The organism is Duganella hordei (assembly GCF_040369125.1).
Classification (GTDB): Bacteria; Pseudomonadota; Gammaproteobacteria; order Burkholderiales; family Burkholderiaceae_D; genus Rugamonas; species Rugamonas hordei.
On record NZ_BPWI01000024.1, the window covers coordinates 1 to 21822 of the forward strand.

Sequence of the window (21822 nt, forward strand, 5' to 3'; positions counted from 1 at the left end):
ATCCAAGGCATCTCGACGCGGTCGGTCGATGAACTGGTCAAGGCCATGGGCATGAGCGGCGTCTCCAAGAGTCAGGTGTCACGTCTGTGTCAGGAGATCGACGTACGCGTGGACGAATTCCTGAATCGGCCGCTCGAAGGAGACTGGCCCTATCTCTGGATCGACGCGACCTACGTCAAAACCCGCCAGGCTGGGAGGATCGTGTCCGTGGCCGTAATAATCGCCGTGGCGGTTAACACCGACGGCGTGCGGGAGATTCTCGGCATAGCAACGGGCGCCTCGGAAGCCGAGCCGTTCTGGAGTGAGTTCCTTCGCGGGCTGACGCGGCGCGGCCTGCGCGGCGTCAAGCTGGTCATCTCGGATGCCCACGAAGGGCTCAAGGCCGCTGTCGCCAAGGTCATGAACGCGAGCTGGCAGCGCTGTCGTGTGCATTTCATGCGCAACGCCTTGGTGCACGCCAACAAGGGCCAGCGCCAAGCGCTGGTGGCCTTGATCAATACGATTTTCGCCGAAGAGACGGCGGAAGCGGCCAGCGCCAAGTGGCGCAACGTCACCGATCAGCTGCGCGCCAAATTGCCCAAGCTGGCCGATATGATGGACGCGGCAGAGCAGGACGTGCTGGCCTACATGGCGTTTCCCAGCGCGCATCGGGTACAGCTACGCACCACTAATCCCCTGGAGCGATTAAACGCCGAGGTCAAGCGACGCACCAACGTCGTCGGCATCTTCCCCAACGAGCGCGCCGTCATCCGCCTTGTCGGCGCTATCATGTTGGAACAGAACGATGAATGGTCTTTACAGCGGCGCTACATGCAGCTCGAAGGCCTGCAGTCGCTCTATGAAACGCAGCCGACACGGCTTTCCGCCGTGATCAGCTGAGCGGGAGCCCAGCCTCCCAGGAATCACAACTCATACACCACGCCTGGGGGCACAATCAACGGGACAAACCTCTGACAGTTTGCCCCGTTCGCGGAATAGCTGACGCAACTCCGGTTTCGCACCCCAAGTATCGTCAACTATCCTCGAACGGTCAAGCCCCCAACTTTTCTGTTAACCAAATTGCGCTCCAAGTTTGGCGTCTATTCACGCCCATGCTTGCTAGCGCTATGGGATAGCCATGTCAAAAAAATCGTCCAAAGTGACCGACCAAAGTCGGCCACCCTGCATCGTCACGCCCGCATCTGTCGCTCGTGCTTCGCGAGCTCGACAGCCCACCAAGAATTTCTCCGGACTCTTTCGGGGGAAATTTCCGTCTCTCAAAAACGGAAGAATGATTCACTGGGAAAGTCTCTTGGAACGAGACGCAATCATGTTGTTCGAGTTCTCGCCGGGAGTGACCGCGTTCAGAGAACAGCCGTTTTCCACTTATTACTATCACCAAGGTCGAATGCCGCGCTACACACCCGACTTCGAGGTCACATTTCGATGCGGCCGCGTAGCACTTATCGAGGTCAAACCCTCGTGCAAATTACAACGGGAGAAAGAGCAAAAACGCCTTGCAGCGATCCGCTCACACTTTGAAACCCGAGGCTTGACGTTCACACTTCTGGACGAAAATCAGATACGAAGAAATCCGCTATTTGGCAATCTCCGCCTTCTCATCAGCCATCGAATACCACAGCTATCGGAAACCGAGGCTGACCACTTTGTAACGATGCTTGGATCAGTCAAGCCATCGACATTTGAAGGAGCTGTTCGGGCACTTGGTTCTGAACGCACATTCTGGCGATTAGTCGCTCTTGAAAAAATTTCGATCAACCTTTCAGAAGCGGTTCACCCAGGGACGTTCTACACGATCAATGACGAGGACAGCCAAGATGAAAAAGTTTACTTTTAACAGTGGTGCGGAGATTTGCATCGACGGCCAAGCCCTCAAGATCGGTCGTATGATGGAAGACGGTCGCCTGCTGCTTGAGCGGCCTGATGGAAGTATGTCGAGCGAGTCGCACGCGAAACTGCTTGAGATGTATTCTCAGCGCCGGCTCACTTTTGTCGCCAACAGCAGTGCCGGAGGCGAAATGGCGAAGGCACTCTACCGCCCACTGTTCACCTATCCAGAAAAGATTCAAGCACAAGCAATACGCCGAAAAAAGTACATCGACTTCATCCGGCAGTATGGGCCAATCCCATCAACTCCCCAATTGCTACGCCCCCTAATCACCCTATGCGCAACAAGCATTAACGATCCTACCCCACCCAGCCCATCCTCGATCTATCGCTGGAATCGACAGCTAACCATGGCGCAAGATGATATGCGTTCATTGATCTGCCGATTCCACTTGAGAGGCGGTTCAGGTAGTCGCTTAAAGCCGGAGATCCAAATGCTGTTGCAAGAGGCAATCGAACAAGTGTATCTCAGTCCTCAGCGCAACACTGTCGAAGAAACCTGCTCTCACCTAGATAGTCTAATCGCCAATGCAAACAAATTCAGGGACCTCGACAATCAGCTAGTTGCTCCGGGCCGAGTAACTGTATGGCGCGCTATTAAAGGCTTGGACAAATACGATACCGCCGTTGCCCGGCATGGGATCAAAGTCGCGAACATGGAGTTCCGTGTCAGCGGGCGAGGGCCACAAGCCAGCAGAATCTTGGAGCGAGTTGAGATCGACCATACACCGCTCGATCTCTTGTAATATGCGATAGAACTCACCTCCCAATGGGGCGTCCTACCGTGACTGTCGCATTGGACAAATTCTCTCGTATGGTCCTCGGTATCCACATTGGATTTGAAGGCCCGTCGTTAGAAGCTGTCTTTGCATGCCTTCGTCACGCAATACTGCCGAAGACAAATCTCAAGACTGAGTATCCGGATATCGAAAACCCATGGCCATGTTATGGCTCGATATTAGAACTTATCTGCGACAACGGTCTAGAGTTCCATGCTCTAGAGCTCGAACGCCTTGCGTTTGAGACGGGCATGACACTGACATTTTGCCCGCGGAGAGAGCCTTACTACAAAGGTGCAGTCGAGCGTTTTCTGAAGACCGTCAACTATAAATTCGCACATGGTCTTCCTGGCACTAGCTTTGCCAGGTGGTTCCACAGGGAAGACTACGACTCGCAGAAACAAGCGATTATCCCGCTAAATGTGCTGCGTTCAATTCTCTTCCGCTGGATCGTGGACGTCTATGCCCAAACTGTCCATCGTGGAATCGGAACCACACCGCATGCAAAATGGCTCGAAGGGGCACAGTCTTTCACGCCCTCTCTTCCGATCTCCCTCGAACGCCTCGACATAGCTCTCGGACGCACAGTTGAACGGCAGTTACGCCATGCAGGGGTGGAGGTCCATAACTTGAGGTACAACGCCGAGTGTTCGTTTGCTGGCCGGATTGACCCTCTCAGTTTGACCCGCCCTCCAGGTCCTCGCGAACGCCGCGACCCTGTCGTAAGACCCCTCGAACCCCAATTCTTTTAGGTCCTCGTGGATCTGTTTCAGCGTGCGCCGCTGCTTGCGCGACTTCGCCGCCTCGGTCTTGAGGAGCGCGGAAAGCTGGAACGCGTATTTGTCGATGGCGCGGGTCGAGCGCCGCTCAGCGTAGGCTGGCTCTATGGTTTCCGAGCGCAGGTAGCGTCGGACGGTGTTTCTGGAGATGCCCAAACGCCTGGCTATCTCTCTCAATGGGATCTGCTCGCGAATGTGCCAGCGTCGAATAATGCCTAGTAATGCCACGTTGATCACTCCGATTCCCCGCTCATTGTCATGAGCAGGATTGTGTCTTAAACGTGGGTCAGTTCCGATTGCAAATTATGCGGCAAAGTGGGTCAAATTCCGCTGCAAATCAACAGTGTTCTAGCACGGAAAGACGAAGCGGCCCTCGCAACAAGTGCGAGGGCGGACAATCAGATTGACGAGATTAGCCTTGCGCCACAGGTGGCCTTATCGTCGTTGTAGGCAACGGCTCGACCGTTGTGGTGACGTTCACTACCTGCGGTTTGAATGGGGAAGGTTCCTTTACATTGCGGGCATGCAGTCAAATCCCCTTCCACCGCCACCGCTTTACCCAACACTTTAAAGGTGGGCTGGGCAGAGACGACCGTCCCGCCATGCGTAGTCTTATCGCCCAAGCGAACTACTCCGTATCCTTTACTATTATTCATAGCTATCGTCCTTCTGCTATCCGATGTAAGGTGTTGCGGTTCCGCGAAACACTCGACGATAGCGCCAATGTCCAGTCGGCTCCACAAGTTGCTTGCGGAAGCCAGCAACGGAGTCGTGCACAAAGTTATCAAAGAATGCTGCAAGCACAGGTGAGATTTTAGATTGTTGCGCAACACGAGCGCGCAATTCCGGCGCCTCCGGCTCCAGGGTAGGCAACGTGACTTGAGTTCCATCACGGTCGTAAGGGCGCTTAAGCCACTTAGCTGTTTTAGAATAAGCGTAAGTTTGCATTTGCTCGTCGGCCCCGCAAAACTGCTGGTTCGAAGCTATCAAGTGACGGCGATCCTCTGCATTTGACCTCATGAACTGTCCCGTTTTTTCATAGGAATTCCTTGTCTGCCAACGCCAAACGAGATATGGAAGCGTCCAATCACCTAATGATCTTGGCGCATCGGTTGATGCCTCGATGAATTGCGTGAACGCTACCGACAACTGATCATGCACCGCAAAGGCAGCTTCACTCTCGGCGCCCAATCGTTCCTTTGAAAGTGGAACACCTGCCGCGACAGCACATCCATACATATGATTTAGCGGAATTTGCGAAAGCTTGAGCGCGTCCATCGCAGAAACACCCAGCTCCCCAGGCTGGTACCCTCCACCAACATCGCTGTGGGAACCTGGGTAAACGAATTCGACGCAATTGGAAGGAAGGCCATGATTGAACAAGACGGTATCCAACGGGAAGTTTTTGCGCAGTTCATGCATAGCTACAAAGTGGACACAGTTTTCAACGCTTGGCAGGATTCGCAAAACGTCGGGTGTCGCCCAGTCTGAATGTCCTCCTGTCGAATGTAACTGATCATTTTTAATCCCTTCCCATATCCCGACCGATGCAACGGTATCCATCACGCCTAAAAAGCGGAACCGAAGAGGTATACCAGCGAGCCCCGAGCTACTCAGCAGATCATTCAACCAGTGGCAAAATACCCTAGCCTCAGTCGCTCCTCGAGAGAAGCCGAATATGTCAAGCAAGCATTCGCAAACCTTAGGAGTACGCTGTGCCTGCATTTTATTTTGGATGCTTTTTGCACATAGGGTTAAGTAGTGACCGCTCCTCGTCCTTGCGTCACCATCTACCAGACTGGTATCTAATCCCACTTTCTGAAGCTGCATCTTGTCAGTCTTCGAAGGAGTAGGATTGCATAGCGCTTTACGTAGCTCTCGGTTAAACATTTCGACATGGAAAAGACTTTGGTGGATCGCATCAAACACCCGCAATAATGCGAATAAGATCCGTGAGTCGCCTCCGCTAGCGAATGCACTGCCCAAAGTGCTTTCCGTGTCCTCACCTATCAGCGGGAAGGGCGTACCTAGTCCAGGAATATATTCTGCATAACTACCTCTCTCAGGATTACGAAAGTAGGTGGCATAAAGTCGGGCCACATTGGAGTGAGCACTCTTGCCTTTGTCCAGGTCGAGATTATTGCCGGTACCATCAAAGAAGATACCTACCTGCATAGTCATTTCGCATGCGGAAGCACTGACATATTGAACAGGTCGTGCTGGCCTGATTTTTTGAACTGGGGCAGTCCTTGTCACACTAAACTTATCAGTTTGGTCCTTCATTTCCATGAGTTCACCCTCCGCCCCCGTTCTCGTAGCTCGGATGGCGTAAACATCTCCTTGATAGGCAAGCCGGCAGTTGCCATTGGACCGCCATCTGTTGGACCATACGATACGGGATGCGATGAGCTCAAAACCGAATACATTGTGGACACCACGCGGACCCTACCTCGCGGAAAAAAGTGGACGAACACATCACCAGCGACTTCGTACTTTTCAACCGGGACTTTTGCGATATACATGCCTTTTGTCGTAACGCTGTTAAAGTTGCCTGCCGCTATTTCTTTACGATTTTCATGCGACCAATCTGCCACCGCCCACCTTACTTCAACGATCAGGCCAGGACGCCACTTCACGGGAATCATAATGCAGCAAACTGATCCGCCGCCGCCGCCCTCTCGTCCAACGTTAGTGCCGTTGTACTTATTTACATAAAATTCTGAGATGTTGTAGTCGTGGCCAAGGTGCTGAACTCCAACAATTCCAGTGGGCGCAAATTCATCTTCGCGAACAGATGAAAAATATGCGGAGTGTCCAACATAGAGTACGATGCCAACGGCCAGAAGAAGCAGAGAGCGAGATACATACCTTTTCATCTCAGGCTCCGCTCGAATGATTACTAGCCATGCGGTGCAAATCCTTGCGTCGCAAAAGTGGATCCGGTTGCTCGAGCACCTTTTTCAAGCCGGGTTGGCGCAGCAATCGGCCATCGGTGTCAAATACGTCACGAGCAAATAGCAGGAGTTCCGTATCCTCAACGTGACCCGCAGCAAGCCACATCTCACGTATCTGCCCAGCATATTTGTACGACTTTAAAGTTGAGTAATTGCAGGACTGATCTGTTCGCATTTTCCACAAATTTGCGAGCAACTGATCCGTGCCCATGGCGTCTCTAAGGGATGCGATCTGGGCCTCGCTCAACGATAAGGGTGGCGTCAACGATGCATCACATTTTAAGAGCGGCAGTGACTTTATTTTTCCGTCACGTCCATGGATTTTCCAATAGTGAAACGGCGCTACGATGGATGACCATTGTTCCTCTGTGAGAAACGTAAACAACGCCGGCAGCACCGTGCAGTCAGCAAATCGCAACGTCAGTTCACTATCATCTTCCGTCTTGATATAAATGAACTGCCGCAGATGCGCTTGAAGCTGCGCCAAGGTCAGGTCCGTGTCAATGAACGATATCCCCAACTGCAGGGGCATGGCATTGACCAGCTCCATCATCGCGTCGACGCGATTGCAAGCGACGGCGCGTTCGATATCAATCAAAATCGGGCTGACTGCTATCGCCTCGCGTTCATATAGTGCCGCAACCCAGCTTGGCTTGCGGCATCTCTTTATCCAAGGTTTGTTGAGAGGGCGACCGATCAACGTTGTATCGATAAGGATATATGTCGATGCCATGGTTAAGCTCCCGATTTAGCGAATGGGCTGTGAGCATCCGCGGCAATCAATAAGCACGGCACACATATCTTGTGCGGCGTTTTATCGCCAGCGAATGAGATATTTCGACTTTGCCCAGGGAAGGTTTGATGATCTGCAGCGTACATTTCGTGCTTGCCCGAGGTGTAGCCTTTGATCCCGCCGGCACTCAATTCCAACTCTGTGCCGCCACCATTGATGCGTACGCCCTTCTTTGCCTTGATGGTGATCCAGTCGGTATTGCTGATGATCTCCACGACCTTCTTGGCCAGCACCTGCAGTTGGTCGTCTTGAGCTTGTATGGCGACTGCGCCACTTGCCGCAGTTACCTTGATACCGCCCTCATTTGCGAACAGGCTCATCGCCTGTACGGAGCGCATTGATGCCGTATCTCCCGATACCAGAGATGTCGCGGCCGCGCTTACGATATCGACTGTGGTAGCGGCACCTATTGCGACATTCTGGGTGCTAGTGCAGATCAAACCCGCCGGACCACTAAGCGCAACAATAGGCGCTCCACCATCACCGAGACTCTTCAACTTCTCAATCAAGTTTGAAAGGTCTTTGGTTTGTGCCTTGTCGCCGGCATGCTGCTCTGCCTGTTCGCTTAGCTGAGAGACCAGCTTTTGCAAGTCTTCCGCAATGCGAATGAGTTCAGATCGCTCAAGGTGCTTACCCGTCTCTGCATTACCTGGCTCGGCGGTGATCAGGACGCCTTTCATACCACGTACTGCCACGTTCATATCGCTGCGCAGCTCAGCACCGGAACCACGTTGCTCGGCGTGTCCATCAGCTCTTGGCTGGGATAGCCAACCAAGATTCAGCTGGCTCGCGCCGTGATCGCTTGCCAGCTGCGCACTGATCTGACCGTTTGTATCGTCAAATCGAAGCTGATTGGCGCTATCGCCTTTCACTTCACAGCTCCGTATGCCGGAAAGATAGCGGTTGCCTGGCAGGTCTCCCCTGTTGCTCAATGCGGCCGGCTGGGCTTGCTGGTTGTAGAGCTGACCCACAATCACCGGCTTGTCCGGATCGCCGCCAAGGAAGTTGACCAGCACTTCGGCGCCAATGCGTGGTAAACCGACGGTGCCGCATTGCTGCAGGCTGCCGGGTCCGTTGCCGGCCCAGTTCGAGGCAACACGCACCCAGGCGGAATCGGTTTCGGTATCTGAGGCGCCTGCGTTGGCTGCCTCTTCGTGATCGGCTTGTCTGGTACCGGGAAAGCGGATCTTCACCCGCCCCATTTGATCGCAGTGAACCTCCTCCCCTTCCGGCCCGACGACGATCGCGCTTTGCATCAACGCCTGCGGCAGGTCGGTGCGCGGATCGTAAGCCGGCACGATGATCACCCCACGCCGTACCGCCGTGAACTGGATATGCATGCGCAGCGGCCCCGACGCCACCTTGTCCGCCACATCCCTTTGCATCTGCAGCTCCTGCGCGCCCTGCATCCAGCGGCTGCGGGCGAACAACCGCTCCACGCGCGCCGCCAACGCCTTGGGCAGATTGTTCTGCGCATTCACCTGCAAGGCCGTGACGACGAAGTCCCTCTCCTCGGCCGGATGCTCATCCACCTCCGGATGCTCGGCCAGCGTGAAGTACTCTCCCGCGCACAGATCGCGCACGCTACCTTCGCCGTGGAAGCATTTTGATTCGTAGTCGTGCCGGTTCATGCGCAACTGCCCGAGGCGGCACAGGTCCTCATTGTCATCCCCAGCATGCGGCATAAGGATTTGATAATCGTCCAGGCTCGCGGCCAGCTCGTTGCCGCTGACGCCTTGATCGACGCCGCTGCTGGCCTCCGCCATCATGAAGTCCTGGCCTTGGGAGTTTCGATAGTCCCAGCTATGCCGAGTCACCACGCCAGGCTGCAGGCTGCGCACCGCGCTCCACGACGTGATCGTGTCGCGTTCCTCGGTTGCGGCATCGCGGTGATAGCGGATGGTGCCGGCAGCGTTCTGGCGCAGGCTGTCGGCGTTATTGAACAGCACCAGCGTATGCATCGGCACTTCGCCGCCACCCTCGGCCCGCACGTACCAGCCTATGCCCCGCCGCTTCAGCATGCGCCGGATGAACGCCGCATCCGATTCATTGTGCTGCATGGTGAATTCGCGCTTCGGATATTCGCGCTGGCTGAAGGCTTCGTCCACCTCGTGCTTGAAGCAGGTACCGATGATGGGGCTCTTCTGCCGCCACTCGTTCAAGATCCGCTGGACGATCTCCACCTCGTCCATGTTGCGGAACACGCGCGTATTGATGCGTTTTTCCAGTATCGACAGCGCGTCGCGCAGCACCAGTTGATAGCTGGCCAGGCCGCCGTCGCTGTCGCCCGAACTGGCCTCGGTGACGATGCCGCAGACGCTGCGCAACTCTCCGGTATCGGTGACGAATTCCAGCGCGGCCGGGACGGCAATCATTTCCTTCAGGGGCAGGCAGGCGTTGGACGACACGCACAGCACGCGATACTCGATCCCGCCGCACAGCGCCTCCGAGCCGAACACGCGCTGCGGCAGAAGCATGTCATCGTTGACGCCTCCGGGAAGATCCAGCCGCAGGCGCAAAGGCCGATTGCTGGTCACCAGTTCCTTGGCCAGGCCCATGAAGCTGAAGAATTCGTTATCGTTTTCCACGGTCGCTCCTCAGGTATGCAGCAGGTACATCAGCTCTTCGCGATCTTGTCGCTGCGGGCCGCCAACCAGGCAGACATTGACGCCCAGCCGGCGTTCTCCATCCAGGCGCGGTGCACACACGTCATCCGCCTGCTGGATCAGGCGTACTTCATAAGTCATGCCGATCCCGCAATGCAGTCCCAGCATCGATTCCAGCTGCCTGGCCGCGCCGCGGCCGGACAGGAAGCCTTCGTAGGCTTCCTTATCCAGCGGACCGATACGCAGGCGCACGCGCACGTCGCAGCCGTAGATGTGTTCACCCAGCATCACTCCCGCGCCGAGATCGACATTGGCCTTGCCCAGCTGCGCCTGGTGCCCGGCCGCCAGCGGTTGCCACTGTCCGATCAACTGCTCCACCACAAAGCGCACATTGAAGTATTCCGAGTAGATTCCCGCCAGCAGCGGCGCAGAAACGCTGCGGCTCCTGATCTGCATGGCGTAGCGGGCGAGCGTCTCGCGGGCGACGGTGCCGTCGGGTTCGGCGCCGGACAAGGCAAGCAACATCGCGAGAAAGCCGTCATCGCCATCCGGTGTCGCCATGCATTCAGGCCGATGCTTGGCCCACGCCAGGTAGAACATGGCCAGCGGCCGTTGCGACAGCACGTCCAGGAAGGCGCGCGGGCCGCCGTCGTTGCTGGTCCGTTCGTGGCGGTTGATGCGTTCCGAGTAGTGCAGCGGCAGCACACCATGGCTGCCCAACAAGCCCATGAAAGCCGGCGTGAGGCGAATCAGGTCATCGCCATCGTCGCTGATGTTCTCGATCTGATTCGGCGGGAAGGCCAGCGACAGCCGGTTGCGATAGCGCAGCCGGCGCGTCGGCTGCGCCTGTTCGACCAGGCACACCGCCTGGAAAAACTCGAACTGCTGCGGTTCCGCCAGCAGTTCGCCGATCAAGCCAGCGTCAGTGCGCCGTTGCGAGGCAGGCATCGCATCAACTCCTTTCCGCTGACATGGGACAGCACGACCAGCTGCGTAAAACTGTTCAAATGCACGTGCAGGCCAAACAGATGGTCGAGCAATTGCGCGAAGGCGTGCAAGCCGGTGCCGGCATACGCCTCCTCGTCCAGCGACACGCGCACTTCAATTCCACGCAGATAAGCATTGCCCTGCGCCTGCCGCACCCACGCGGTGGCCGGCTGGTGCGACAGCGCCATGATGCCGTCGATCTGCCGCTGCGAGACGGCGCTGTCCTGCTGCGCATACAGCCTGAGCATGGCCGTCAGCGCCGGCAGCCCTTCCTGCGTCAGCGAGCGGTGGTTCAGCGCCAGGTGCGTGATCAATCCCCATTGATTGCCGCCGACAGTCGCCTGCCGGTACGACAACGTGGGGCGACGCAGCATGCGGATCGGGAAGCTGCCGGCTGACGCTTCGGTACTGAGGTCGCCGCACGGCCGGCCGTATTGCAAGCCATGCGGCAGATTGCGGTTGGTGCAGGTGACGCGCACCGATGCCGTGCCTTCGTCCAATTTCAGCGGCGAAAAATCGCGGTCCACCAGCGTGAGCGAATATTCATGACCTGCCTCGGCATCGGCCAGCTCCTCGTCGCGATGGGCGAGCCAGTAGTGGCCTTTGCGGCTGGCCTCCTCACTGTGGCGCAATGAATAATAGGGAAAGAATTCCGTCACCGAACTACCTTGCTGAGATTTGCGCAGCAGCTGCACCGAATCGATGCTGTAGATCTCGCAGGCGCTGCCCGGCATTTCGTCCGGCGTCAGTGGATAGCTGCTGCTGCGGTGGTTGATGCGTATCGGCGTGGCCGGCTGCGTGAACAGGTTGATGACGGGAGTGCAGCCCAGCACCAGGTTATCTTCCGATAGCGTGCGCAAGATGCGCGCGGCCGGGGCATCGGCACGGACGTCGTCCAGCGCGATCCGCAGCGTCAGGCGCGAGCTGTCGACGGGACAGGCGGCGAGCAGCGCGGACAAGTCGATATCGAAGAAATCGAATTTTTCCTGGAAGGCGAAGTATTCGCTCAGAAGACGGTAGGCGCTGTGCTCCGATGGCGCTGCTGGCAGCAACGCTTCTTCGGCGGAGAAACCGGCTGGGGCGATCGGCAGCTTGTCCAGCATGCGCCATTGTCCATCCGCCTCCACGCAAGCGCAGGCCGCGTGCATGAAGAGCGTATCGCGCAGGGTCGCCCGCAAGGTAGCCTCGCCGTCGATAAAGACGCGCAGCGTCGACAAGCCCAACGAGGCCAGTCCGCGCCCTGCGGCGGTATTTTCGATGGTGATGCAGATGGCGGAACCCGCTTCGCCCGGCAGCGGCAGCGTCGATGGTGTCTGGATGTAGGGCTCGAACCATGCGGTGCTGATGGCTACGGGCGCCACCGTCACGTCGTAGACGGTGCGGAAGCGGCAGGTGACTGCGCTGCGCCCCAGCGACTTCATCGCCGTGCCGCGCGGCAGCGTGGTGACGCTACTGATTGCGTTGGCCTTGGCGCCGCTGTAGTCGATGCGGGCGATGGAGCAGGAAGGAATCGGTCGCAGGTAATGCGGGTACAGCATGCCGAGCAGCGCTTCGGTGAAATTAGCGTAGCCGTCGTCGAGCAGCTTGGCGACACGTGCGTTGAGGAAGGCGGATGCCTGGATCAGCCGTTCGACATGGGGATCGGCGCAAGTCTCGCCGCTGATTTGCAAATTGCCTGCCAGCTTGGGATAGCGCCCCGCAAACTCGGCGCCGGTGCGCCGCAGCATGCTCAGTTCGCGTTCGAAGTAAGGCAACAGTTTTTCCATCGTGGCATCCGTCGCAAAAGTGCAAACCCAAATGGCCTGCACAGGTTGCCGATGATGTCAGAACGCGAATGCCGCTTGTTGATATTGAGCAATAGGTGAGACGGAGTCACAGGCGGCGCGACCCAGCATCGTCCCTAGCCAGCGCTATCGCGGACGTGAGGTGACGAGCCTATAATGTAAAAGACAACGTTCACAATCATCATAATGAGCAAGTGTCTGGCCGAACGCGTTAACGATTTTCTGACCGCCATGACAAGGCTGGAAGAAGCCCTCGCGCAGCCCGAAGACTCCTTCATGCGCGACGCCACGATTCAACGTTTCGAATTCACCTACGAGCTCGCATGGAGGTCGCTCAAGCTATGGCTGGAGACCAAGGACATCTCGGCACTGAACGCTAAAGACACCTTGCAAGCAGCGCTTGAGCAAGGATTGCTAGTTGACGGAAATGGCTTGAGTCAGCTGCATCGGATGCGTAATCTCGCCAGTCATGCCTATGACGAAACCCAGGCTCGGCAGGTCTATCGTTTCATTAAGAACGATGGCTTTCAGTTGCTTCGCGTATTGGCGGATCAGACACTGCGACAGCGGACTAGCGGCATCGGGGCTTCGGCTTAAAGCCAAAGCCGCCGCTCACCCACCCGACAACACTCCCAGCAAATCCTCCGCCGTGATCTGCAAGCCTTGCGTTTCGCCGCCGGCCAGCACCGCGTCGGCCAAGCCGGCCTTGGTGCGTTGCAATTCCTGGATTTTCTCCTCCAGCGTGCCCCGCGCAATCAGGCGATAGACAAACACCGGCTTGTCTTGGCCGATGCGCCAGGCGCGGTCGGTGGCCTGGTTTTCCGCCGCCGGGTTCCACCACGGGTCGTAGTGGATCACCGTGTCGGCCGCAGTCAGGTTCAAGCCCACGCCGCCCGCCTTCAGGCTGATCAGGAACACCGGCACCTCTCCGCCCTGGAACGCGTCGACCTGGGCGGCGCGGTCGCCGGTGTCACCGGTCAGCAAGGCATATGGCACCGCCCGCGCCTGCAATTCCGCCTCGATCAGCGCCAGCATGCTGGTGAACTGCGAAAACACCAGCAACTTGCGGCCTTCGGCCAGCAATTCGTCGACCAGTTCCATCAGCACCTGCAGCTTGGCCGATGGCGCGTTGGCCTTTAGCGCGCCGCCCGCCTTCAGCAGGCGCGGATCGCAGCACACCTGGCGCAGCTTGAGCAACGCATCGAGGATGACGATCTGGCTGCGCGCCACGCCTTTGCGGGCGATCTCCTCGCGCACCTTGCTGTCCATCGCCAACCGCACCGTTTCGTATAGATCGCGCTGGGCGCCGGCCAGTTCGACCACGCGCACCATTTCCGTCTTGGGCGGCAACTCCTTGGCCACGTTGTCCTTGGTCCGCCGCAGCATGAACGGCTTGATGCGACGTATCAGCAAGGCGTTGCGCTCGCCGTCGCCGTCCTTTTCGATCGGCTTGCGGAAATCGGCGTTGAAGATTTTTTCGTCGCCGAGCAGCCCCGGCATCAGAAAATGGAACTGCGACCACAGCTCGCCCAAGTGATCCTGCATCGGCGTGCCGGTCAGGCACAAACGGTGCCGTGCCTGCAGCAGGCCGGCTGTCTGCGCCGCCTTGGAACGGCTGTTCTTGATGTACTGGGACTCATCCAGTATCAACAGATGGAAGCGCAGCTGGCGCAATACTTCCTCGTCGCGCGGCAGCAGCGCGTAGGACGTCAGCACCAGGTCGGCCTGGCCGATTTCGTCAAAGCGCTGCAGACGTTCCGGTCCCGTCAAGGCCAGCACCCGCAGTCCGGGCGTGAAGCGCGCCGCCTCTTCCTGCCAGTTGGTCATCAGGCTGGTCGGCGCGATCACCAGCGCCGGAACGTCGAGGCGGCCAGCCTCCTTTTCGGTCAGGATATGGCTGAGCGTCTGGATGGTCTTGCCCAGTCCCATGTCGTCGGCCAGGATGCCGGCCAAGCCGTATTCGCGCAGGAACTGCATCCATGCCAGTCCCTCGCCCTGATACGGACGCAGCTGCGCTTGCAGGCCGGCCGGCGCCTGCACCACCCGTACGCGCTCGAACGCGGCCAGCTTGCGGCCCAGCGCACGCGAGCGTTCGCCGCCCATCCAGCGTAGTTGCGCTACGGCCTCCAACTCGGCCAGCCGCGCCGCATCCAGCGCCGGCAGGCGCAGCGCATCGCCGATGCGGTCGGTGAAGTACAACTCACCCAGCGTACGCAGGATGGGCTTGACGCGGCCCCATGGCAGCGCCACCCGCACGCCGTCCGGCAAGGCGGCCAGCAGCGGCTCGTCGTCACCGCGCGCTTCCAGCGCAGCCGGTTCGAAATCGCGCGGCGCCTGGCGTATCAATTGCACCAGCACCGGCAGCAGCGGCACTTGCTTGCCGTTGACGACGATGCCCAGCTCCAGTTCCAGCCAGGCGCTACCGCTATCCTCGTCGCCCACCTGCGCAAACCAGTCGTCGATGCCGGCCAGGTCGAAGCGGAAGCCCGGCGCCAGTTCGATCAGCCATCCTTGAGCCCGCAATGACGGCAGCGTCTGGCCGACAACGTCCAGCCATGCGCGTTCGGACACAAGGTGCAGTTCGCCCTGCGGGGCCCCAGGCACCAGCCGCTCCGTCGCCGGTTCATGGAAGCCGGCTGCCCGCAGCACAGACCACGCCGCCGCTTCATCCTCCTGGTGACGAACAATTGTTTCGATGCCCGTATCGCCCACCCGTATCAACTCGATGTGCGGATCGGCACCTACGCGCTGGCCGTCATATTCGAAGGCCAGCATGCCGTAATCCCCATGTGTCGCGCCGCCTGGCGCGGCATACAACGGCGCGCTGCCCAGCGTCAGCACCGGTTTGGGCTTTATGCCAGTACGCGACACGGCATCCAGCCCGGGCAATGGCAACAGGCCTTTCAGGCTGGTGGACAGCAGTTCGACGGCGAACGGCGCCACATGGGCGGGCGCCAGCCGCGGTGCGCCGGCGACCAGTGCCAGCCATTCCTTCATCGACAGCACGGCGAAGGCATCGGGCAGGTTCAGCGCTCCGATATTGCCCGCCGTCACATACATCGGCGGCGAGGACGGCAACACGTGCTCGATGGCGGCGCCGTCCTCGAATTCCCAATGCAGCCGCAGGCTGGCTTGGGCGTCCTGGGTGGCGTGCCACCCCAACCGGCCGGCGCGGATTGGGCCGTGCCGCAGTTGCCGCAGCCCTGAACGCAGATCCTCCTTGTCTCCGGCCTGGTAAAGCACGCCCATCTCACACAACTGCGATAGTAGCCGGGCCGCGCCGTGACCGGCCGGTTCCAGTGTCGGGGTCCCCCAGATACTCGTCATCAAGCCGATAAAGGTCGAGGCTGGAACGCGATCTTCCTCCCGCAGAAATGCCGGTGGCGTGTTGTGGAAGCCATACAGATCACTGATCGGCGTCGCCGTGCGGATTACGCCGTCGGCCGCAATGCGTCCTTTGTACATCCCCAAGCGCAGCGGACCGTTGCCCGGCTGCGGCATCAGCACAAAAACAAGCCGGTGGTTGACCTTGGGAGGCGGCTTGACCACCTTTTTCTGGCGTCGCGCCAATTCAGTCTGGTACTCGACGTTGGCCAGCCATTTGCTCATCTCGTAAGGCAGCCCCTGGTCGGCCCGCAGAAGTTCGGCACCGGCCTCCGCCTCGCAGACCGCCAGCAACACCGCCACCACGTGCTTGCAGTTATGCGCCATGGGGCAGCTGCAGTCGCCGTCGAAGTGGCGCCGTTGGCCGCGGTAGACCATCTTGATGGATTGCCGGTAGGGGCTGGCCGAGTTGCCACTGACCTTGCCCTTGATGACGCCGCCGTCGAGACTGGCCTCCTTGACCAGGTTACGGCGATGGTAATCGGCGCCACGAGAGTAAGTGGCGCTGTCAAACTGACTGCGTACATCGTCGGTGGTAAACAGCATGAAGCAAGGGTGAGGCTAGCCCACGTTGATGGTTAACGAATGGCTATTATCGCCGATACGCCAGCCCCACTCCGGCTTCAAGGTGCGATGCGATGTTTACTTCGTCACCCGATCCCAGCCTTCGCGCACCGCATCCTTGAACTTCTCCCAGCTCGACTGCGGGTGCTTGTTTTCCCAGTCGCTGCGCAGTTCAGGCTCGGCGTGCTCCCACGGCTTGTCCTTGTAGCCGGGGTTGCCGGCCATCGATTCGCCGTAGCGGTACGCCGGGTCGTATTCCTGATAGGTGTTGCCGGTGTACGAGAAGGTCTTCTCCCAGTGCGAGCGGAAGTACTCGGCATCGTCGCCGCTCTCGTCGCCGCGCAGGATGTCCAGGCTGTCCTGGTTCGGCTTGCCCGTCTCGCGCGGGTAGATGCGCATGCCGCTGCGCTGCACCGTGCTCTGCTCGGAGATCGGCACGCTGGCCGGCGCCACGACTGCCGGCTCAGCCTTCGCCTGGCCGCGCTGCATCGAGCCCGGCGTCAACAGCCCCTGCTCGGAGCGGGCGAAGTCCACCGCTTTCTCGCGCGGCAGGATGCCGTGCAGTTCCGGTGCGCTTTGCTGCGCGCCCAGGCTGCCCTGCGCCATGCCGGCACCGCTGCTGCGCAGTACTTCGGCGCCGGTCCAGCCGCTGGCGCGCCACATGGTTTCGTGCTCGTCGATGTCGATCGGGCTGAATTCCTCCACGATGTCGGCCGCGCGGTCGGCCGCTTCCATGCTGTGGGTCTGGATGGTCAGCACGACGTGGCCGCGGTTCAGCGCTTCCGCATAGACGTGCCGGTCCGCATGCTCGCGCCCCAGCAGGTTGCTGAACATGTGCTTGATGCTCTCGAGGATGGAGGCGTCGTCGTTGATGCGCGGCGTCCCCGCCACGCTGCCGGAGTCGCTCACGGTGATGGTGTCGCGGTCGTAGCCGCTGTGGATCAACTCGTCCTTGGCTCGGTTAGCCTCGGCACGGGTTTCAAAAACTGCTGCGAGTGTGTGTGTCATGGTGGGCTCCTGGATAAAGACGCTGGCGGTCGAACGGTGTCCGACTGCAATTCCAGTCTACGTCTTACGCCGCGGGCGTAGCGCTCGTTTGCCAGCAGGAAAATGCGCAGACTGGGTTGCATGGTTCAAGCCGCTCAGGCGGCCATCAGTTGCTGCTGCAAGGCCTGGTTGAAGGCGGGGATGTCGTCCGGCTTGCGGCTGGTGATCAGCTTGCCGTCAACCACCACTTCCTCGTCGCTCCACTCGGCGCCGGCGTTGCGCAGGTCGGTTTGCAGGCTGGGCCAGCTGGTCATGTGCTTGCCCTTGGCCAGGCCGGCGTCGATCAGGGTCCACGGGCCGTGGCAGATCGCGGCGATGGGCTTGTCTTCGCGGCCGAAGTCGCGGATGAAGGTGATCGCGTCCTTGTGCAGGCGCAGCTGGTCCGGGTTGGCCACGCCGCCCGGCAGCACCAGCGCGTCGTAGTCGGCCGGGTTGGCGTCGCGCACGTTGAGCTCCACTTCGTAGCGCGAGCCCGGCTGCATGTGGTTGAACGCCTGGATATGCTCGCCCTTGGCCTTGGTCGAGATCAGCGTGACCTTGGCGCCCTGCTGCTCCAGGAAATGGCGCGGTTCGGTGTATTCCGCCTGCTCCACGCCGTCCGTCATCAGGATCGCAACGTTGGTGTTTTTCAATTCGGTAGCCATGATTCCTCCTGTCTGGTGAGAACGGAGTAGCGTGCCATACCGATCGCGCGCCGCATGTGCGCGCACGTACATTAGCGGGCTCCCGGCCCGGAACTTGGGCCGGGAGCCCGCCTTGCTGCCAGTGCCCTGCTATCAGTGCGTGATCTTCAGCGCGTAGAACTTCACGACGGTGCCGGGCGTCGTCTGCGGCGTGCCCGAGACGGCGGACTGGTCGTAGTTGCCGGCCTTGAAGTAGAAGGTTTCGCCGTTGAAGCTCGAATCCATCGTGAAGGTCTTGGTGGTGCCGTTGACCTTGACGGTGATGGTCGATCCCTTGAGCGTCATCTGATAGGTGAACTTGGTGCCCAGCGGTACCGTGTCGATCGTGGTGGTGGTGCCGCCGCCGCCCTGGTTGGTGTTTTCCAGGAACAGCTTGACCGCGCCGCTGGAGCTGTATTGCAGTTCGCACAGCGGCTTGCTCGGGCCGTTGCCCTGGAAGATCTGGGCGATGGCGGTGTTGCTCGGCACCTTGGTCACTTTCAAGGTCGCGTCCAGCACGTTGGTGCCGCCGGTCAGCCAGGTCGCGTTCTCGCGGAACTCGACGCGCGGATGCAGCGAGCCGGAGGTGGTCCAGCCCACTTGCGGATCCATCATCACCATGGCGCCGTCGCTGCTGTCGGTGTAGAAGTAGTACTGGTTGGTGTAGCCGCCTTCCAGTTGCGAGCCGCTGACGGTGTCGACATTGCCCGACGAGCCGGTCGGCATCTGCAGCGTGAACGGAGAGAGGTTGAAGTTGCCGCCCGGCGGCAGGCCGGGATTGAGGCCGCTGCTGCTGCAGCTGCCGCTGCCGTTGGTGTAGACCTCCAGCTCCAGCAGGCTGACGAAGTTGTTGACGTCGCTGCCGGTGCCCAGCACGCGCACGTATTTGGCCGATACATCCGGAATGTCGTAAGGCTTGAGCGCGGCCGAGGTGCCGCTGTTGGTGCCGACGAAGGAGTCGGTCCAGACGCTGCCGTCCACCGAGGTCTGCAGGCGGAAGTTGTATTTGCGCGAGTCGCCGTTGTACCAGGCCAGGTTCAGCGAGGTGACGTTGTAGCAGCCGCCCAGGTAGTACTGCAGCCATTGCGCGCCGTTGGTGGCGTCGGCCGACCAGCGCGTCGTCAGCGAGCCGTCGTTGGCATTGACGGGCAGGTTGGTGTCGCTGGCGCTGGCGCTGATGTTGGCGTTGGAAATGGCCAGCTTGCTCTGGGCCATGGCCGACAGCGACAGCAAGGCGGCCGCCGCCACGAATGCGAGTTTGCTTAGATTCATGAAGTCTCCTATTAAGGTGGTTTTTATGGTTTCGGGCAATTTTTGACGGTTACATTTCAGAAGTAAACCGATTACCTCAAATTAGTATTTTTTAATATTATCATCTTCTAATTACTGTTTACGATTTTGGTAATCGTTTTCCTAACTGATGCAAAAAAACGACGTGGAGGTTGCCGCCACGTCGTTTCAGGGCTTAAGCGATCAAGCCTGGTGTTCGATCGTCTTGGCCAGTTCGCCGGCCTTGATCGCGCCCATCAGGCCGAGCAGCGTGCTGAAGGCGTTGCTGTCGGCGCCGCCCATCTGCACTTGCGGCACCAGCGGCACCTTGGCTGTTTCAAACGCTTCGGCCAGGCGCAGCATGACGGTCTGCATCAGCTGCTTGTCGGCGCCCTCGCCCTGCATCGCTTCGGACTTGGCCTGGATCGCCGATGCCTCGGCCTCGCCCACCGAGCGGATCGCCGAGGCGCGGCCGGCGCCTTCCATCTCCTGGCGGAACTTGTCGGCCTGCGCCAGCGATTCGATTTCCTGGCGGCGTTTCTCGGCGGCCTTGACGTTGGCCGAGCCCTGGTTTTCCTTGATCGAGATATCCACCAGCGAGCCGGTCAGTTCCTTCTGCTTGGCGGCGCGCTGCTCGGCTTCGTTCAGCTCGCGCTGCTTGTCGGCGGCGATCTGTTTCTGCGCGAAGGTTTCCACCTGCTCGCGCGCGATCTGGCGGTCGCGCAGCTGCGCCATGATGTCCTCGATCTTGTTGTCGCCGGGCTGGGCTTTCGGCGTGCCGATCAGCACTTCCTGGAACTCCAGCGAATACGCCTGGAAGCGCAGCTTCATGTCGCTCGACGCGTTGTTCTGCAGCTCGCTGCGCGACTGGATCAGGTCGATGAAGGTCTTGGTCTGCGACACGTTTTTAAAATACGACGACACCATCGGATCGAGCGTCTGCTCGACCAGCTGCGCCACGTTGCCGAAGCGCTGCACCACCATCGGCGCCTTGCGGTAGTCGATGTGCACCACCACCGACAGCGGCAGGTGCGGTTCGAACGCGTCCTTGGTGATCAGCGTGATCTCGCGCAGGTTCTTGTCGAAGTTGGAGCCGCTCTCGCCGGACTTCCACATCAGCACGAAGTTCGTGGTCGGCACCAGCTCGATCTTGCCGGCGTAGGTGTTGAAGGCGTACTTGCCCGGCATCAGCGCATCGCGCCACACGCCGCGGCAGCCGGTCTCCACCAGCTCGCCGTGCGAATACTCGGCGCCGGACAAATCGGTGCCGGTGCGGCCCGTGTACGACACCACCACGCCGACGAAGCCGACCGGGATGATGGTCTTCTTGATGAACTCCACCGTCGCGAACAGGCGGTTGATGAAGTAGGTGCCCTCCACCAGCACGCGCTCCTGGCGGCCGCGGCGACCACCGGCGGCGAGGAATTTTTCCGGCTCCTGGAAGGCGTTGTGGCTGTCGCCCACGTCCGGCGCCAGCAGTTCGCCCTTCAGCAGGCCGGGACCGTCCTGCACCGTCACCACGGCCAGCTGGTCGGAATCATGCGAGCCGGTCACCTCCTTGATAACCACGGGCTTGAAGCCGCCGCGCTCGTCGAGCACGCCGCGCATCTGCTGGTAGTAAGCCTTTTCCAGCGCGTCGAGCGACATCGAATAGGTCGACTCCTCGGTCATCACCACGAACAGCGCGGGGTTGATGATGTGCGTGCCTTCGCGCAGCACCATGCGCTGCGGGCCTTTCTGGCCACCGTCGCGCAGGAAGGTGCGCACGTCGCGGAAGTCGACAATGCGCGAGTTGTCGGCCAGCGTCTGGCCGGCCGGCAGGTCGAGGCCGTCGCGGGCGAACACATAGGCGATGGTGCCCTGCGTGACCGACACCATCGGGTGGATGTGCACGCGGTACTGGAACGGCGCGAAGAAATGGAAGCCGCCGCGGCGCAGGTCGGGCTGAAGGCCGGCCTCGCCGTTCAGCGCCAGCAGGCCGTTCTGCACCGAGCCGGACGGGCTCCATAGTTTCTCGATCACGCCGACGCGGTCGTTGGGGATGTACTTGATGGCCCCGGATATCTTCAGCAGCAACAGCGCTGCAAACAATCCCACTACAAAAATCAAGGCGATAGAAATCACATCACTGCTAAGCAGGCTAGACATACAAACCTTTCGGTTGTGGAAAAAGCTGGGGATGCGGGTGCTTGCGTGGACGAAGCTAGCGCGGCGGGCTGGCAATGGTCAGGCAGGCGTGTGGGGGATTTACTGCGGCGGCCGCGAGGAGCGCGGCGGCAATGGCGAGTGGGGTGAACACGATGTTTTTGTTATTACCGTTCAATGAG

18 protein-coding genes and 1 pseudogene are annotated in these 21822 nt (G+C 59.6%); 6 read left to right on the forward strand and 13 right to left on the reverse strand.

Annotation, left to right across the window (positions count from 1 at the left end):
* The 4 genes from ABWW33_RS30170 to ABWW33_RS33170 all read left to right on the forward strand — a co-directional run.
* Positions 1-879: IS256 family transposase (locus tag ABWW33_RS30170; RefSeq protein ID WP_353405140.1), on the forward strand; the 879-nt coding region annotated here is incomplete at its 5' end.
* Between the two features lie 430 nt (positions 880-1309).
* On the forward strand, positions 1310-1837 hold the full coding sequence (locus ABWW33_RS30175; RefSeq protein WP_353405141.1) for a TnsA endonuclease N-terminal domain-containing protein: 528 nt from the start codon (positions 1310-1312) through the stop codon (positions 1835-1837).
* Positions 1818-2633, forward strand: a complete 816-nt coding sequence (locus tag ABWW33_RS30180) for a hypothetical protein (protein WP_353405142.1) — start codon at positions 1818-1820, stop codon at positions 2631-2633. The genes ABWW33_RS30175 and ABWW33_RS30180 overlap by 20 nt, the downstream gene beginning before the upstream one ends.
* Entirely contained in the window at positions 2633-3418 is a 786-nt protein-coding gene (locus ABWW33_RS33170; RefSeq protein WP_353405194.1) for a TnsB C-terminal domain-containing protein, read from the forward strand. The genes ABWW33_RS30180 and ABWW33_RS33170 overlap by 1 nt, the downstream gene beginning before the upstream one ends.
* Here the strand turns inward: ABWW33_RS33170 and ABWW33_RS30190 are convergent.
* From ABWW33_RS30190 to tssF, 8 genes and pseudogenes are all read right to left on the reverse strand, one after another.
* Positions 3341-3682: pseudogene (locus ABWW33_RS30190) on the reverse strand (helix-turn-helix domain-containing protein); the annotation flags it as partial. The gene ABWW33_RS33170 and the pseudogene ABWW33_RS30190 overlap by 78 nt on opposite strands.
* A gap of 161 nt (positions 3683-3843) precedes the next feature.
* Complete coding sequence (locus tag ABWW33_RS30195; RefSeq protein WP_353405143.1) at positions 3844-4101, reverse strand: PAAR domain-containing protein; 258 nt, start codon at positions 4099-4101, stop codon at positions 3844-3846.
* A gap of 16 nt (positions 4102-4117) precedes the next feature.
* Positions 4118-5734 carry a Tle1 family T6SS lipase effector gene (locus tag ABWW33_RS30200; RefSeq protein ID WP_353405144.1) on the reverse strand — a complete coding sequence of 539 codons (1617 nt, stop codon included), beginning with the start codon at positions 5732-5734 and terminating at the stop codon, positions 4118-4120.
* A complete protein-coding gene (locus ABWW33_RS30205; RefSeq protein ID WP_353405145.1) occupies positions 5725-6321 on the reverse strand; it encodes a DUF3304 domain-containing protein in 597 nt (198 codons plus the stop codon). Before ABWW33_RS30205 ends, ABWW33_RS30200 begins: the two co-directional genes overlap by 10 nt.
* Before the next feature lies 1 nt (position 6322).
* Positions 6323-7132 (reverse strand): DUF4123 domain-containing protein, encoded by an 810-nt coding sequence (locus ABWW33_RS30210; protein ID WP_353405146.1) that lies wholly within the window; start codon positions 7130-7132, stop codon positions 6323-6325.
* A 2-nt stretch (positions 7133-7134) separates the two neighbouring features.
* Positions 7135-9780 carry a type VI secretion system Vgr family protein gene (locus ABWW33_RS30215; protein ID WP_353405147.1) on the reverse strand — a complete coding sequence of 882 codons (2646 nt, stop codon included), beginning with the start codon at positions 9778-9780 and terminating at the stop codon, positions 7135-7137.
* Between the two features lie 9 nt (positions 9781-9789).
* Positions 9790-10746 (reverse strand): type VI secretion system baseplate subunit TssG, encoded by a 957-nt coding sequence (tssG, locus tag ABWW33_RS30220; RefSeq protein WP_353405148.1) that lies wholly within the window; start codon positions 10744-10746, stop codon positions 9790-9792.
* Entirely contained in the window at positions 10710-12551 is a 1842-nt protein-coding gene (gene tssF, locus ABWW33_RS30225) for a type VI secretion system baseplate subunit TssF (protein WP_353405149.1), read from the reverse strand. The genes tssG and tssF overlap by 37 nt, the downstream gene beginning before the upstream one ends.
* A gap of 204 nt (positions 12552-12755) precedes the next feature.
* Here tssF and ABWW33_RS30230 point away from each other — a divergent pair, with 204 nt between their 5' ends.
* Complete coding sequence (locus ABWW33_RS30230) at positions 12756-13166, forward strand: HI0074 family nucleotidyltransferase substrate-binding subunit (RefSeq protein ID WP_353405150.1); 411 nt, start codon at positions 12756-12758, stop codon at positions 13164-13166.
* 15 nt (positions 13167-13181) lie between these two features.
* On the opposite strand, the gene ABWW33_RS30235 is transcribed toward ABWW33_RS30230, so the two are convergent.
* The 5 genes from ABWW33_RS30235 to ABWW33_RS30255 all read right to left on the reverse strand — a co-directional run bounded on the left by ABWW33_RS30235 (position 13182) and on the right by ABWW33_RS30255 (position 21571).
* Positions 13182-16499, reverse strand: a complete 3318-nt coding sequence (locus tag ABWW33_RS30235) for a DEAD/DEAH box helicase (RefSeq protein ID WP_353405153.1) — start codon at positions 16497-16499, stop codon at positions 13182-13184.
* Between the two features lie 96 nt (positions 16500-16595).
* Positions 16596-17525 carry a general stress protein gene (locus tag ABWW33_RS30240; protein WP_353405155.1) on the reverse strand — a complete coding sequence of 310 codons (930 nt, stop codon included), beginning with the start codon at positions 17523-17525 and terminating at the stop codon, positions 16596-16598.
* A gap of 134 nt (positions 17526-17659) precedes the next feature.
* Positions 17660-18208, reverse strand: coding sequence for a type 1 glutamine amidotransferase domain-containing protein (locus tag ABWW33_RS30245; RefSeq protein WP_353405157.1), 549 nt, complete (start codon positions 18206-18208; stop codon positions 17660-17662).
* A gap of 132 nt (positions 18209-18340) precedes the next feature.
* On the reverse strand, positions 18341-19498 hold the full coding sequence (locus tag ABWW33_RS30250; protein WP_353405158.1) for a polysaccharide lyase family 7 protein: 1158 nt from the start codon (positions 19496-19498) through the stop codon (positions 18341-18343).
* Between the two features lie 201 nt (positions 19499-19699).
* Positions 19700-21571 (reverse strand): SPFH domain-containing protein, encoded by a 1872-nt coding sequence (locus ABWW33_RS30255; protein WP_353405159.1) that lies wholly within the window; start codon positions 21569-21571, stop codon positions 19700-19702.
* On the opposite strand from ABWW33_RS30255, the gene ABWW33_RS30260 reads away from it, so the two are divergent.
* The gene (locus ABWW33_RS30260) at positions 21546-21821 is read left to right on the forward strand and encodes a hypothetical protein (protein ID WP_353405161.1); all 276 of its coding nucleotides are present in this window, start codon (positions 21546-21548) and stop codon (positions 21819-21821) included. The genes ABWW33_RS30255 and ABWW33_RS30260 overlap by 26 nt on opposite strands.
* Position 21822: the final 1 nt, after the last annotated feature.